Here is a 13,540-nt window from a genome sequence, read left to right as displayed (position 1 = left end):
ATCGTTTGCTAGCAGTATTGACCACCACTGCCCCGCTGGCCTACAGTGCGCGCCTGTATTGCGGATCACTTTGCACATGCCACGTGCCCACCACCCCTTTCAGGCAATGCCCCCCTGCATGACCGACGCTGGCCTCAGCCGTCGCCGCAGCGTGCTGTTCGCGTTCACCTTCTCACCGCCCGCCCCCCACACCTGATCTTTCCGGCCAGCCCCGGCTGCCCCCGTGACGCACGCAGTGACCCTGCGCGCGCCGTTGATTTGCCTGCGTGGATTCCCCATGAATCGCCTGACCCTGCCTGTTCTGCTATTTGTCGCCGCCGTGGCCGGCATTTGCCTGGGCGCCACCGCCCCTCTTACTGCCCTGCGGCTGCTGGACGCTGGCGCCAGTGCCGCGCAGATCGGCCTCCTCTCGGCCTTGCCCGCCGTCGGCATGATGCTCGCCGCCAGCCTGTGCGCCGCGCTCACCCGACGTTTCAACCGCCGCCAGTTGTTTCAGGCCTGCCTGGCGCTGTGCCTGGCCAGCGTCGCGTTGCTCGAGCCTTTGCGTGACTCGCTCTATGCCCTGGCCGGGTTGCGCTTGGCCATGGGACTGGGCATGGGCGTGGTGATCATCCTCAGCGAAGCCTGGATCAATGAGCTGTGCAGCGACCAGCGTCGCGGCCAGTCCATTGCTGTCTACACCACCGCCTATACCGGCAGCCAGATGCTGGGCCCCCTGCTGATTTCCTTGCTGGGCACCGCGGGCCCGCACGTGGTCATCAGCGTCAGCATCGCCCTGGGGCTGGCATGCCTGAGCCTGTTCGGCCTGCCCGAGGGCCGCGCCCATGGGGAGGAACACCACGGCCCGCGCAGCTTCTCGCTGCTGGGCTTCGTGCGCCTGGCACCGACCTTGTGCATGGGCGTGCTGTTTTTCTCGTTCTTCGATAGCGTGATCCTGGCGCTGTTTCCGGTCTATGCCGCCGACAGCGGCTTCGGCCCCGCCGAAGCCGCGCTGATGGTCAGCGTCATCCTGCTGGGCGACATGTGCCTGCAACTGCCCCTGGGCTGGTTGGCCGACCGCGTGCCACGCACCGCCCTGCACCTGGCCTGTGGCGTATGCGTGTTGACCATCGGCGCCAGCCTGGCGTGGCTGATGGGCGGCAACCCGGTGCTGTGGCCGGTGCTGTTCCTGCTGGGTGCGGCGGCGGGCGGCACCTACACCCTGGCCATCGTCCTGATCGGCCAGCGCTTCCGTGGCCAGGACCTGGTGACCGCCAATGCCGGCGCCGGCATGCTGTTCGGCCTCGGCAGCGTATTGGGGCCGGTGGTCAGTGGCGGGCTGATGCAAGCCTCGAGCGTCGGCCTGCCAGTGGCGTTGTCGGTGGCCGCGGGGGTGTTCGTGTGCACGGCAGTGGGCAGTGCCTGGCGCCTGGGTTCACGGGCGGAATTGAGCGAGGGGTAAGTGCACTGCCCTTGCCAGCGAGCGGCCATCGGGGACACCCCTACAGGCCTTGGCGCCGCTTGCGAAACTCCGCCACCTTGTGGCGGTTGCCGCACACGGCCATGCTGCACCAGCGGCGTTTGTGCGACTTGGTGCGGTCGTAGAACATCAGCGAACAGTCGTGGCTTTCGCATTGGCGGACCAGCGTGAAATCGCCTTCGGCCAGTAACGTGGCCGCCTCCAACGCCAGTTGGTTGATGCACCGCGTCACCGGGTCGGGGTCATGGCTGCGGTCCAGCACGACACCCTGCTCATGCGTCCACGCCAACTGGACCACCGCCTTGCGCAGAAAGCCGTTCAAGCCCCGCGGGTCAGCCACGACGCCCTGCCCGCGCGCCAGCACCAGCGGTTCGATCACGTCACGCAACGTGCGCAGCTGTTCGAGCAAGCGCTGACGATCCGGCTCGCCCCCCACATCCTCCAACAGCAGGCCGACCCTGTGCAGCCACTGCACCGCCTGAGCGCCGTCGGTCAGCAGATCCTGACGACGCCCTTCAACCATCATGCGGGTGTTGAGCAGGTCCAGCACCGGGTGGTCAGCCAGCAGCAAGGGGGCGGGGGTTTCAGCGCTCATCAACAGTTCCTCGTGACAGGTGTCCGGGCATTGTAACCCATAAAAATAATTTGACTAGTTACAAAAAGCCTGAGCAAATAGCCCTGTAACCGGAAATATCAACTTACCAAGTTACAGGAGGCACCCCATGAGCACCGCTCCCCGCGTACACTTCCACCATGCCGACGCCGATGGCGTCAACGTGTTCTACCGCGAAGCCGGCCACCCCGATGCACCGGTGCTGTTGCTGTTGCATGGCTACCCCAGCTCATCCCACCAGTTCCGCACGCTGATCCCCCTGCTTGCTCCACACTACCGGGTGATTGCGCCCGACCTGCCCGGCTTCGGCTTCACCCAAGTGCCCGCCGAACGCGACTACGTCTACAGCTTCGACAACCTGGCCAAGACCCTGGGCGCTTTCGTCGAGGCCCTGGGCCTGCAACGCTACGCTCTGTATGTGTTTGACTATGGTGCCCCTACCGGGCTGCGGCTGGCCCTGGCGCATCCGGAACGGGTCACCGCGCTGGTGTCGCAGAACGGCAACGCCTACCTGGAAGGCCTGGGCGATGCCTGGGCGCCCATCCGCGACTACTGGGCCGAGCCCACGGCCGAACACCGCCAGGCCGTGCATGACAACGTGCTGAACCTGGAAGCCACCCGCTGGCAGTACGTGGAAGGCGTGAGCGACCCCGAGCAGATCGCCCCCGAAGGGTATTACCTGGACGCGCTGCTGATGGAGCGCCCCGGCAACAAGGAGATTCAGCTGGACCTGTTCTACGACTACCGCAACAACCTGACGCTGTACCCGGCGTTCCAGCAGTTCTTCCGCGACACCCGGCTGCCGACGCTGGTGATCTGGGGCAAAGGTGACCCGTTCTTCATTCCGCCAGGCGCCGAGGCCTACCGCCGCGACAACCCCAACGCACACGTCGAACTGCTGGATACCGGGCACTTTGCCCTGGAGACCCATGTGGAGCACATCGCCCAACGCATCATCGACGTACTGGGGCACGCCATCGTCTAGCTTGCATGGGCCTCGGGGTGTGCTAGGTTGGCGCCCCGACTTTTTCCCCGAGGACCCGCTGCGACCATGAAGTGCATCGAAGGATCTGTCATCTCCCGCGACGGGACGTCCATCGGCTACCAGCGCTGGGGCCAAGGCCCGGCCCTGGTGGTCTGCCATGGTGCGTTCACCCAGGCCAGCGACTGGGCCACGTTCGCCCGGCAACTGGCGGCCAGCCATACCGTGTACCTTTACGACCGCCGCGGCCGCGGCAGCAGCCCTTATGGCGACGCCCCCTATAGCCTGGATGCCGAGCTGGATGACCTGGCGGCGATGGTCGAGCTGGCAGGCGCCGGCACCGCTGTGCTGGGCCACAGCTTCGGTGGCGGCTGTGCCCTGATGCAGGCCCTGCGCGACGGTTTCGACGGCACCCTGGTGCTGTACGAACCCATCAACTCCCTGCCCCGCCCCGCCACCGGCGAACACTACCCGCGGTTGCAGGCCCTGGTGGCTCAGGGTGAGCTGGAAGCAGCCACGGTGCATGCCCTCAAGCACGTGGTACGCATGCCGGCCGCTCAGGTGGAGCAAATGAAGCACATCCCGCTGTGGCCCGCCATGGTCGCCACCGTCCCTGCCTTCGTCAACGAAGCCGCGGCGCTGGACACCATCAAGCCATCGGTGACCGACGCCCGCCAACTCAAGGCCAGACCCTTCCTGCTGGTGGGGGAGATCAGCGAACACGACCCCTGCCTGACCTGCGCCGCCGCCCTGGTGGACCGCCTGCGCGGGCTGACGCTCTACACCCTGCCGCGCCAGGGCCACGCGGCTTACCTCACCGACCCGGTGTTACTGGCACGGGTGGTGACCCGGTGCCTGAACGCTGAGTGACGAGCAGACGGCGGCGTGATGACTACCTGGCCTTGCCTTCGCGAGGTTTGTAGAAGAGGAATTTGCCCGACTCGGCCGTCTTCAGGTACTGCCCCGCCCACTCTGGCTTGACCTGGCGATCATGGAAGTACATGGCCCCGCGGGTACGGTCGGGCAGTTCCTGGTTCAGCGCCTTGCGTGCGACCTCCTTGGCGACGCTATAGCGCTCGGGCTCCTGCACATCATCGGAGCGACCGTCGCACCACCAGGAAAACTGGCAGACTTTCTTGTCGGCGCCCTGCTTCACCACTTCGCACACGGTGCCCGGAAAACCTTCATGGCCCAGCCGGTTGAGCACCACATTGGCCACAGCCGCCATGTCTTCTGCGCTTCCGCCTTTGGCTTCCCAATACAGCGTACGGGCCAGGCAGGTCAGGGCGTCATCCACCGGTTTTTCACCGACAGGGTCCACCGCCTGGGCCTCGGGCTTGCTGATGATCTCGGCCTTGGGCGGCGCCTGTGCGCTGTCCTTGTCCGCGACCTTGTGCTCCAAGACCTCGGCCTTTTCGATAGTGTGCTGCGGATTGGCAGAGGGGTCGGCGGCCAGGGCCAGGCCACAGCAACACACGAATGCCGAGGCTGCGACGAAACGAGAAAAGCGCATGATCGAACCCACCGAGCGAGCCAGAACGCTTCCTGCCTCAGACCGCCGTTTCCCCCCGTGTGCACGGGCGTGACGGGGCTTTATCCTTATTGGTGTGAACACTGTAGCGGACAAACCTTGAGTGCGCTCACCATCGTCGCGGGGTTTGATGGGCACGCGCACGTTACCCGCTGCTGGCAGGCAACCTGAGCTAAAATGGCTCCTTACTTACCTCGTCCTGTCCGGAACACACCGATGACTACCCTCACCTCCCCCGCCCAACAGCGCTCCCGGCTGTTCTGGCTCAAACCCCTGGCCTTCGTGCTGGTGGCCGTGATCGGCCTTTACTACGTGAAGTGGTCGCCCTATTACCTGAAGTCGTTCGTGGCGGCCAGCAACCACAGCATCGGTGGCTCTATCATCGACGACCATGCGCAGGGGCCACTGGCCGCTGCGCTGGCCTATGCCCAGGTGTACTTCCTGGCGATCTGGAAGGCCGCGGTGCTGGGGGTGATCCTCGGTTCGCTGGTGCAGGTGCTGATTCCTCGGGATTGGCTGCTGCGTGCCTTTGGCCAGGCCGGCATGGGTTCTACCGTGCGCGGCGGCCTGTTCGCCTTGCCCGGCATGATGTGCAGTTGCTGCGCCGCGCCAGTGGTGGCCGGGCTTCGACGCCAGCAGGTGTCCGTGGGCGCGGCGCTGGCCTTCTGGATGGCCAACCCGGTGCTCAACCCGGCCACCCTGGTGTTCATGGGCTTCGTGCTGGGCTGGGGCTTCACCGCGGTGCGCCTGATTGCGGGGGTCATCCTGGTGGTGGGGGTGTCACTGTATGCCCAGCGCATCTCCCGCCCCGAGGTGTTGCCAGAGCCTGCCGTGGCGGCCGTCGAGCTGGCCAGCGAGCCTGAACAGGGCCCCTGGTTCGGGCGCTGGATGCGGTCGCTGTGGCAACTGTTCTGGACCACCATTCCGATCTACGTGCTGGCCGTGCTGGTGCTGGGCGCCGCGCGGGTGTGGCTGTTCCCCCATGTGGACGGCGCCATGGGCAACAGCTTGCTGTGGCTGATACCGCTGGCCGTGGTGGGCACCCTGTTCGTGATTCCCACGGCGGCGGAAATCCCCATCGTGCAGACCCTCATGACCCTGGGGCTGGGCACCGCGCCCGCCGTGGCGCTGCTGATGACCCTGCCCAGCATCAGCCTGCCGTCGCTGCTGATGCTGCGCAAGTCGTTCGACAGCCGGGTGCTGGTGACGGTGGCGGTGCTGACCATGGTGGTGGGCGTGATCACGGGGCTCATCGGCGCGCTGGTGTTGTAACCATCCCCCCACACAACGCCGGTCGTGCAGGGGGCGGGCATCAGCGGTCGCGCAGGTAGGCCAGCACTTCATCGCGGCCACCGGCAAACTCGATCCTGGCGCCTTTGGCCTCGCGCTGGTAGGCGTACATCGGGTCGTAGTACTCGTTCAGCAACCCGCTGATCCACGCCCGATGCCCCTCCACCCCGCCGCCGCGGGCCTGCTCGTCCAGGGCGCTGTCCAGCGCCTTGGCCAGGCGCTGGTAGCGCTCCCCTCCCAGCCGTTTGACCAGGCTCGCCAGGCTCTGGCACAAGCGCTCGGCAAACCGGTCGAAACCCTGCTCGACGCCATGCACCTGGACGAACTCCGCGCACAGGTCCACCACGTAGTCCTTGAGGATACGCTCCACACGCTCCTCGACGCCGTCCAGCAGCCACACCAGTGGTGCCTCCTGCATGCGCCGGTACAAGGACAGGGGCACCGCGCGGCTGCCGATGGCACGCCCTTCGTCTTCCAGCACAAAAGCGTCGATGCCCCGGTCGCGCTTCTTGAGGATATCCACGGCCAACCGGTTCTCGAAATCGATCTGCCCCGGCTGCGGCGTGGCGTGCTTGCCAAAGCTGGAGCCGCGGTGGTTGGCGTGGCCTTCCAGATCGAGGGCGTTACCCAGGCATGCCAGCACCTCGGTCTTGCCCGAACCGGTCAAGCCACCCACCAGCACGAAATCACAGACCTGCACGGCCTGCTCGGTCGTGTCCATCAGGCAATGGCGCAGGGCCTTGTAGCCCCCCACCACCCGGGGGTAGTCGATGCCCGCCTCGCTTTTCAACCACTGTTGGGTGATCTGCGAGCGCAGGCCACCGCGGAAGCAGTACAGGTAGCCGTCGGGGTGGCGGCGGGTGAAGTCTACCCACGCTTCGATGCGCGCCTGCTTGAGCTCGCCCTGCACCAACCGGTGGCCCAGCTCGATGGCAGCCTGCTGGCCGTGGCGCTTGTAGCAAGTACCCACCTGCTCGCGCTCACTGTCGTTCATCAGCGGCAGGTTGAGGCTGTGGGCGAAGGCGCCCTTCTCGAATTCCACCGGCGCGCGCACATCCATCAGCGGTGTGTCGGCCAGAAACAGCCCACGGTAATCCACGCAATTGTCCCGCATCAAAGGATCTCGACCGCGTGGGCCTGCGGCGCCACGAATTCGCCGATCGGCGCCAGGTCCAGCCCCAGCTCCCTGGCCAGGGCCAGAAATTCGGCCCGGGCCTGGGGCTCGACCGCGATCAACAGGCCGCCGCTGGTCTGCGGGTCGCACAGCAGCAACTTGTGCAGGGCGCTCAAGCGGCCGATACGCTCGCCGTAGCTGTCGAAATTGCGCAGGGTACCGCCGGGCACGCAGCCCTTGTCCAGGTAATACTCGATGTTGGGCAACAGCGGCACCGCCGCCGCATTCAGGCGCGCGGTCAGGCCGCTGCCATCGGCCATTTCCACCAGGTGGCCAAGCAGGCCGAAACCAGTGACGTCGGTCATGGCCGTAACGCCTGCCAGGCGCGCGAAGCGGCTGCCGGGCTTGTTCAAGGTGCACATCTGGTCGCGGGCGACACCGATATCGCAGGTGCGCAGCACGCCCTTCTTTTCCGCCGTGGTCAGCACACCGATGCCCAAAGGTTTGGTCAGGTACAGCTCGCTGCCCAGGGTGGCGGTGTCATTGCGCTTCATGAAACGCTTTTCCACCAGCCCCGTCACCGCCAGGCCGAAGATCGGCTCGGGAGCATCGATGGAATGGCCGCCCGCCAACGTGATGCCCGCCTCGTCACACACTGCGCGGCCGCCGCGAATCACCTCGCGCGCCACCTCGGCCGGCAGCACGTTAACCGGCCAGCCGAGAATGGCGATGGCCATGATCGGGTCACCGCCCATGGCGTAGATATCACTGATGGCATTGGTGGCGGCGATACGGCCAAAGTCGAACGGGTCATCGACGATGGGCATGAAGAAGTCGGTGGTCGACACCACCCCGCGCTCGCCATCGATGCCATACACCGCGGCATCGTCCCGCGAAGCGTTGCCGACCCACAGGTTGGGGTCCAGGTTCTGGGCGCCACTGCCGGCCAGGATCACCTCCAGCACCTTGGGGGAAATCTTGCAGCCACAGCCGGCGCCATGGCTGTACTGGGTAAGGCGAATCGGTTCACTCATGGACGGGGCCCTCTGGTCAATCGGTACAGTTTATCAGAGGGGCCAGGAAGCCTGCGGGCGCAACGTTTGGTCATTATTTCATCACATCGACTCTGACCCCGGTTTTGCAGGGGTTCGTCGTTTTATCCACAGAGATACTCACGATTTCCGGGGACAACTTTTTCTACAGGGGCTGGATGGGTGAACAGTGGCTGGGTGGGGCTTCACCGGCGTGGCGCGGACGGCTCCAGCTATGCGCCTGTTTGCAAGCACCCCGCGCCATGGGCACTCAGGCACCTGCATACACAGCTCTCCCCCCTATGTGCCGACCAACCCGCGCATCCATCAGTTTAGGCAACCTTGGCCTCGAACTGAGCAACCTTCGCCGTCGTTAAACAGGGACAATTACGCGTAATGGGCAATGAATCTGGCCGTTCAAGCCGTGGTCATCCGTCCGCCAATTACTACCCACAGTGGATGTCGACATTGAAAACAGCATCATTTTTTCAGCCGTTCGAGCTGGCTCCGGGCCTGCCCCTGCGTAACAGGATCGTCATGGCCCCCATGACCACCTGGGCGAGCAATACAGACGGTACGGTCTCGGACGAAGAGATCGCCTATTACCGCCTGCGCGCCAAGGATGTCGGGCTGGTCATCACTGGATGCACACATGTTCACGCCAACGGTGTCGGGTTCACCGGCGAGTTTGCTGCGCATGATGACTCCTTTATCCCTAGCCTCAAAAATCTGGCCGCCGCAGCTAAAAGCGGAGGCGCTCCGGCAATCCTTCAGATCTTCCATGCTGGTGTCAAAACCCGTCCAGACCTTGTCCCAGAGATCGTTGCTGCAAGCGCAGTGACCGGCGACGCCGGGCCATTTGCGCCCGCGATGACGCCACGGGCCATGGACGAAGTCGAGATACTCGACGTCATTCGTTCATTCGGCGAAACCACACGCCGAGCCATCGAAGCTGGCTTCGATGGGGTGGAATTGCACGGCGCACACGGTTTTCTGCTTCAAAATTTCCTGTCACCTCATTTCAACATTCGACAAGATCGTTGGGGGGGCTCGCTCGACGGACGTACGCGATTCCCGATAGCGGTTGTTCAAGAGGTCAATCGTGTTATTGAAGAGCATGCAGATCGTCCGTTCGCGCTCGGTTACAGGATCTCGCTGGAAGAATCGCATCAAGATGGCTTGCGGCTTAATGAATCATTACAGTTCGTGGACAAGCTGGTCGAGACCGGTATCACCTACCTTCATGCGTCGCTTGGCAACGCGTTGGAGGACCGCCCGATTGGGGATGATGAAGGTCGGACGCTGGTAGACATTGTGTCGGGGCATCTTGGCGCACGCATACCGATGATAGCCGCAGGACAGATCCGTACGCCTAAAGAGGCAGAGTCGGCTATTGCAGCCGGATTGTCATTAGTGGCCGTGGGACAAGGCTTGATAATGAATCCTGACTGGCTATCACTCGCACGAACGCAGCAGGAAGAGCATATTTCTCTTGATATAGCCGCGAGTGATGTGTCGCGCATTGCCATCCCGCCAAAGCTGTGGAAGGAGATCGAGGGAACAGTGGGATGGTTCAACGTCCGGGCCAGTTGACAAGCGCCGCCCCATCAATCGCCTCGATTACATAGCGGCTCAACTCGCAGCAACCGCGCTAAGGGGCGAAGTCCCCAATGAGAGATCTTCGCCCCGTATGGCCATCACGCCTAAGCGACCTGATGCCCCTCATCCATCAGCTTCTCAAGGCTGATGGGCAAGTCGCGTACCCGTTTCCCGGTCGCGTGATAGACCGCGTTGGCCACGGCAGCGGCCAGGCCTGTCACACCGATCTCCCCCACCCCGCGCGCACCGAACTCGTTGAGGTTGTAGTCGGGATAGTCCAGCAGGATCACATCGATCTCCGGCTGGTCCGCGTGGACGGGAACCACGTACTCGGCGTAGTTGTTGTTCACCGGCATGGCGTTACGCTCGTCGTAATCGGCGGACTCGAACAGCGCCATACCGATGGCCATGACAATGGCGCCTTCCACCTGGTTACGTGCGGTTTTGGCGTTGATGATCTTGCCCACGTCAATAGCGCTGACCACTCGCGACACTCGCAGCCGAGAAATACCCGGATCCCAGCGGACCTCGACAAAATGGGCACCAAACGAAGCAAAGGCATGTTTCGCCGTATCGGCCATGCCGGTGTGTGCTTCGCCCTCGGCGCTGGCGATTTTCAATCGGTTGAGCACATCGGCGAAACCGAGACTGGTACTGCCATCGTCCAGCCGACCGTTACTCACGTTGATGGCTTCGGGCTTCGCATTGGCAAGCCCTCCCTCCGCTGACGACGCAAAGCTTTTGAGCTGTGTGAGTGCGGCGCGGGTGGCTTCGGCGACCGCAGGCAGCACGCTGGCAGTGATCCACGATCCACCGGAGACAGGAGCAGGTGGGAAAGATGAGTTGCCCAACTCCACCACAATCTTGTCCAGGGGCAACCCCGTGATGTCGCTGACGCATTGCGCGATGACGGTGTAGGTCCCGGTCCCGATATCCTGGGCGCCGCAATACACCTCGGCGCGCCCGTCAGACTTCAGCGATACGCGGGCCTTCGCAGGAGTACGGAAGGCATCCCAGTTGCACTGCGCCATGCCGTAGCCGATAACCTCATGGCCATCGCGCATGCTGCCAATGCCGGGAGTACGCTGGGCCCATCCAAATTTCTCCGCGCCCTGTTCGAGAGCCTCTCGCAGATGATTGCCTGACCACGGCAGGTTCTCCTGGCCATTTTGCTCCGCCCAATTCAGCTGGCGGAATGCGAGTGGGTCCATGCGGCACTTCTCTGCCAATTCATCGATAGCCGACTCCAACGCGAAAAGGCCAGGCGCTGCACCGGGTGCGCGCATCGATGTGGGGGCGCCTCGATTGACCTGCACCGTCCCGTGGGTGATCTCGACATTGGCGCAGGCGTAGAGACTCGCACTCATCCCGCCACAATTCTCCACGTACTGATCACCGAAGCCAGTGGTGTTGAGCGATTCATGTCGCAGCGAAACCAGCTTGCCGTTGGCATCGGCAGCCAACCGCATTCTTTGTTCGGTTTCAGGACGATGCCCGACCGTTGTGAACATCTGCGCTCGCGGCACGACCAGTTGAACCGGACGCCCCACCACCTTGGCAGCCGCACACGCGGCGACCGAGTGCGGCCATATCCAAAGCTTGCCGCCAAAGCCGGAGCCAATGAACGGCGCCCTGACTTCGACATGCTCAGTCGGCAAGCCGAATACCTGGGCAAGGGTATTACGGTGAACGACCACCGATTGCGTTGCCTCGTAGACGACCAGCCTCCCGCTCTTCCACTCCGCGACGGTGGCATGCATTTCCATCGGATTATGGGTTTCACAGGGAGTGGTATAGGTTGCATCCACCGTCTGCACACCCTGGTCAAACGCTGCGGCAGGGTCCCCTCGTTTATGACCCTTGCCACCATCCGCAGCCGCCCGCTGCTTCAAACCCTGCTGCAAATTGGCGAATGTGGCTGCACTGGCGTAACTGACCTTGACCTTGAGCGCTGCCTCGCGCGCGTGCTCGAACGTATCCGCGACTACCAGGGCGACAAACTGTCCAGCATACCGAATGACGTTGTCTTCAAAGGGCAGACGTTTCTCATCCGTACGTGATCCCGTCAGCACACCGGACAGCGAGAATGGCACCGGCGACGTGTGAAATGCCTGGGGAAAGTTACCGTGGTGCAGTATCTCGATCACGCCAGGCGACTGGCGAGCTGCGGTGATATCGAGCGCTTTGATGGAGCCGCTTGCCACAGTGCTGTAGACGCCATAAGCGAAGACCATGCCCTCGGGGTGATGGTCAGCGGCGTACTGCGCACGGCCGGTTACCTTCAGGCGACCATCGATGCGACGCGGGGAGGCCCCCATGATTGAGTCACTCATGCGATAGCTCCTGTGCCGGTTACCATGAGGTTGCGCACGATGGCCTGTTTTGCGAGAGGTATCTTGTAGGCGTTATGTGCGTAGGGCTTTGCCCCTTGCAAAGCGATTGCCGCTGCCTTGGCGAAGTGTTCCGGTGTTGCTGTGGCCCCGCGTAGCGCTCGCTCCGCCTCTACAGCACGCCATGGCTTGGTCCCGACGCCTCCCAGGGCGATACGGGCTTCTCGGATGACCTGGCCATCCATCACCAGTATCACCGCGCTGGAGGCCAGGGCGAATTGGTAGGAAGCGCGGTCGCGCAACTTCAGGTAGCCCGACTTGCTGTTCCCCAGCGGGGCGTTCAGGGTCACATGGGTGATCAGCTCGTCAGGGCCAAGCGCATGCTCTTTCCAGGGGGTGCTGCCGGGCAACAGGTGGAAATCCAGAAAGTCGATCTCACGCTTGCCCGAGGGCCCTTGCACTTCGACCGTGGCACCGATGGCGGCCATCGCGACGCACATATCGGAGGGGTGAGTCGCGATGCATTGGTCGCTGGTACCGAGCACCGCATGGACGCTGCGGTTATGACCATCAATGGCCGCACAGCCCGAACCTGGAACGCGTTTATTGCAGGCAGAAACACCGTCGCGAAAATAGTTGCACCGCACGCGCTGCATCACATTGCCGGCAGTGGTTGCCTTGTTGCGTAATTGAGTCGTAGCGCCGGAAAGAAGCGCCTGAGAGAGCACCGCGTACTGCTCTCTGATTCGCGGGTGATGAGCCAGCTGAGTATTGGTGACCATCGCGCCAATACGAGTGCGGCCATCACTCAGGGTTTCGACCTGATTCAAGGCGAGCGTGTGTACATCCACGACACGATCCGGCTGCATGATGTCCAGCTTCACCAAATCAAGCAGCGTTGTACCACCGGCCAGGAATGCCGTCGCCTCGGTACGGGCGTGCGTCGAAATCGCCTGCTCAGTGCTGGTAGCGCGAGTATATTCCAAGGCTCTCATCAGCTGGCTCCTTGTATTTTGCTTCGGGCATCCTGCACAGCGGCAAGGATGTTCTTGTAGGCCCCACAACGGCAGATGTTCCCGCTCATGGCCTCCCGCACGCTGGCATCATCGGCACCGATGTTCGGGTCTTTGATGATCGCGGCGGCTGTCATCATTTGACCGGAAGTGCAATAACCGCACTGAAATGCATCGTGGGCCCAAAAGGCTTCCTGGATAGGGTGCAGTTGCCCATCGTGCTCAAGGCCTTCGATGGTGGTGATCTCATCCCCCTGATGCATGGCGGCCAGCGAGAGGCAGCTGTTCACCGCAATGCCGTTGATGTGCAATGTGCAGGCGCCACATTGGCCATGGTCACAGCCTTTCTTGGTGCCCGTCAGCTTGAGCCGATCCCTCAGCACGTCCAACAGAACTGCATTGCCAGGAACATTCAGCGTGTGCGGCTGCCCGTTCACCTTCAACGTAATGCGCTGCTCGCCCTTGGCCAGCGGCTTTTCGCTGTCATCGACAGGCGCTTCCAACTGGGCCGCCTGGGCCCATACCGGCGCGGTAGCGGCGGCCATACCGGAAATGCCGATGGTTCGAAGAAAATGACG

Annotated in this window: 12 protein-coding genes; 5 read left to right on the top strand and 7 right to left on the bottom strand. The window is 63.2% G+C overall.

The genetic code is table 11. From position 1 onward, the window contains the following. The first annotated feature begins 277 nt into the window (after window positions 1-277). Window positions 278-1,441: an MFS transporter gene (locus QBK88_RS20840; protein ID WP_277963536.1), complete on the top strand. Its 1,164-nt coding sequence runs from the start codon at window positions 278-280 to the stop codon at window positions 1,439-1,441. A gap of 40 nt (window positions 1,442-1,481) precedes the next feature. On the opposite strand, the gene QBK88_RS20835 is transcribed toward QBK88_RS20840, so the two are convergent. Beyond that, entirely contained in the window at window positions 1,482-2,054 is a 573-nt protein-coding gene (locus tag QBK88_RS20835; protein WP_277963535.1) for a CGNR zinc finger domain-containing protein, read from the bottom strand. A 127-nt stretch (window positions 2,055-2,181) separates the two neighbouring features. Here QBK88_RS20835 and QBK88_RS20830 point away from each other — a divergent pair, with 127 nt between their 5' ends. Both QBK88_RS20830 and QBK88_RS20825 read left to right on the top strand, forming a co-directional pair. After that, complete coding sequence (locus tag QBK88_RS20830; protein WP_277963534.1) at window positions 2,182-3,057, top strand: alpha/beta hydrolase; 876 nt, start codon at window positions 2,182-2,184, stop codon at window positions 3,055-3,057. A 66-nt stretch (window positions 3,058-3,123) separates the two neighbouring features. Further along, a complete protein-coding gene (locus QBK88_RS20825) occupies window positions 3,124-3,924 on the top strand; it encodes an alpha/beta fold hydrolase (protein ID WP_277963533.1) in 801 nt (266 codons plus the stop codon). 22 nt (window positions 3,925-3,946) lie between these two features. On the opposite strand, the gene QBK88_RS20820 is transcribed toward QBK88_RS20825, so the two are convergent. After that, window positions 3,947-4,567, bottom strand: coding sequence for a cell wall hydrolase (locus QBK88_RS20820; RefSeq protein ID WP_277963532.1), 621 nt, complete (start codon window positions 4,565-4,567; stop codon window positions 3,947-3,949). 234 nt (window positions 4,568-4,801) lie between these two features. On the opposite strand from QBK88_RS20820, the gene QBK88_RS20815 reads away from it, so the two are divergent. Further along, on the top strand, window positions 4,802-5,857 hold the full coding sequence (locus QBK88_RS20815) for a permease (RefSeq protein ID WP_277963531.1): 1,056 nt from the start codon (window positions 4,802-4,804) through the stop codon (window positions 5,855-5,857). A 40-nt stretch (window positions 5,858-5,897) separates the two neighbouring features. Here the strand turns inward: QBK88_RS20815 and mnmH are convergent, their stop codons facing one another. Together mnmH and selD are read right to left on the bottom strand one after the other, a co-directional pair. After that, the gene (gene mnmH / locus QBK88_RS20810) at window positions 5,898-6,989 is read right to left on the bottom strand and encodes a tRNA 2-selenouridine(34) synthase MnmH (protein ID WP_277963530.1); all 1,092 of its coding nucleotides are present in this window, start codon (window positions 6,987-6,989) and stop codon (window positions 5,898-5,900) included. Then, on the bottom strand, window positions 6,989-8,023 hold the full coding sequence (gene selD, locus QBK88_RS20805; protein WP_277963529.1) for a selenide, water dikinase SelD: 1,035 nt from the start codon (window positions 8,021-8,023) through the stop codon (window positions 6,989-6,991). Before selD ends, mnmH begins: the two co-directional genes overlap by 1 nt. A gap of 393 nt (window positions 8,024-8,416) precedes the next feature. Between selD and QBK88_RS20800 the strand changes: the two genes are divergently transcribed. After that, on the top strand, window positions 8,417-9,613 hold the full coding sequence (locus tag QBK88_RS20800; RefSeq protein ID WP_277963528.1) for an NADH-dependent flavin oxidoreductase: 1,197 nt from the start codon (window positions 8,417-8,419) through the stop codon (window positions 9,611-9,613). A gap of 110 nt (window positions 9,614-9,723) precedes the next feature. On the opposite strand, the gene QBK88_RS20795 is transcribed toward QBK88_RS20800, so the two are convergent. Genes QBK88_RS20795 through QBK88_RS20785 form a run of 3 tightly spaced genes read right to left on the bottom strand, consistent with a single transcriptional unit; the run spans window position 9,724 to window position 13,507 of the window. Beyond that, on the bottom strand, window positions 9,724-11,952 hold the full coding sequence (locus QBK88_RS20795) for a xanthine dehydrogenase family protein molybdopterin-binding subunit (protein WP_277963527.1): 2,229 nt from the start codon (window positions 11,950-11,952) through the stop codon (window positions 9,724-9,726). Beyond that, window positions 11,949-12,944 carry an FAD binding domain-containing protein gene (locus tag QBK88_RS20790; RefSeq protein WP_277963526.1) on the bottom strand — a complete coding sequence of 332 codons (996 nt, stop codon included), beginning with the start codon at window positions 12,942-12,944 and terminating at the stop codon, window positions 11,949-11,951. The genes QBK88_RS20795 and QBK88_RS20790 overlap by 4 nt, the downstream gene beginning before the upstream one ends. Further along, a complete protein-coding gene (locus QBK88_RS20785; protein WP_277963555.1) occupies window positions 12,944-13,507 on the bottom strand; it encodes a (2Fe-2S)-binding protein in 564 nt (187 codons plus the stop codon). Before QBK88_RS20785 ends, QBK88_RS20790 begins: the two co-directional genes overlap by 1 nt. Between the last annotated feature and the right edge of the window lie 33 nt (window positions 13,508-13,540).

This window comes from Pseudomonas sp. RIT-To-2 (assembly GCF_029623465.1).
GTDB classification, from domain to species: Bacteria; Pseudomonadota; Gammaproteobacteria; order Pseudomonadales; family Pseudomonadaceae; genus Aquipseudomonas; species Aquipseudomonas silvicola.
Note: the sequence above shows the minus strand (reverse complement) of the source record. Positions and strands in the feature narration are given on the sequence as shown.

Bases quoted from the DNA above. Each gene is read 5' to 3' on its own strand.
- QBK88_RS20840 (WP_277963536.1), top strand. From the start codon at position 278: ATGAATCGCCTGACCCTGCCTGTTCTGCTATTTGTCGCCGCCGTGGCC.
- QBK88_RS20835 (WP_277963535.1), bottom strand. From the start codon at position 2,054: ATGAGCGCTGAAACCCCCGCCCCCTTGCTGCTGGCTGACCACCCGGTG.
- QBK88_RS20830 (WP_277963534.1), top strand. From the start codon at position 2,182: ATGAGCACCGCTCCCCGCGTACACTTCCACCATGCCGACGCCGATGGC.
- QBK88_RS20825 (WP_277963533.1), top strand. From the start codon at position 3,124: ATGAAGTGCATCGAAGGATCTGTCATCTCCCGCGACGGGACGTCCATC.
- QBK88_RS20820 (WP_277963532.1), bottom strand. From the start codon at position 4,567: ATGCGCTTTTCTCGTTTCGTCGCAGCCTCGGCATTCGTGTGTTGCTGT.
- QBK88_RS20815 (WP_277963531.1), top strand. From the start codon at position 4,802: ATGACTACCCTCACCTCCCCCGCCCAACAGCGCTCCCGGCTGTTCTGG.
- mnmH (WP_277963530.1), bottom strand. From the start codon at position 6,989: ATGCGGGACAATTGCGTGGATTACCGTGGGCTGTTTCTGGCCGACACA.
- selD (WP_277963529.1), bottom strand. From the start codon at position 8,023: ATGAGTGAACCGATTCGCCTTACCCAGTACAGCCATGGCGCCGGCTGT.
- QBK88_RS20800 (WP_277963528.1), top strand. From the start codon at position 8,417: ATGGGCAATGAATCTGGCCGTTCAAGCCGTGGTCATCCGTCCGCCAAT.
- QBK88_RS20795 (WP_277963527.1), bottom strand. From the start codon at position 11,952: ATGAGTGACTCAATCATGGGGGCCTCCCCGCGTCGCATCGATGGTCGC.
- QBK88_RS20790 (WP_277963526.1), bottom strand. From the start codon at position 12,944: ATGAGAGCCTTGGAATATACTCGCGCTACCAGCACTGAGCAGGCGATT.
- QBK88_RS20785 (WP_277963555.1), bottom strand. From the start codon at position 13,507: ATGGCCGCCGCTACCGCGCCGGTATGGGCCCAGGCGGCCCAGTTGGAA.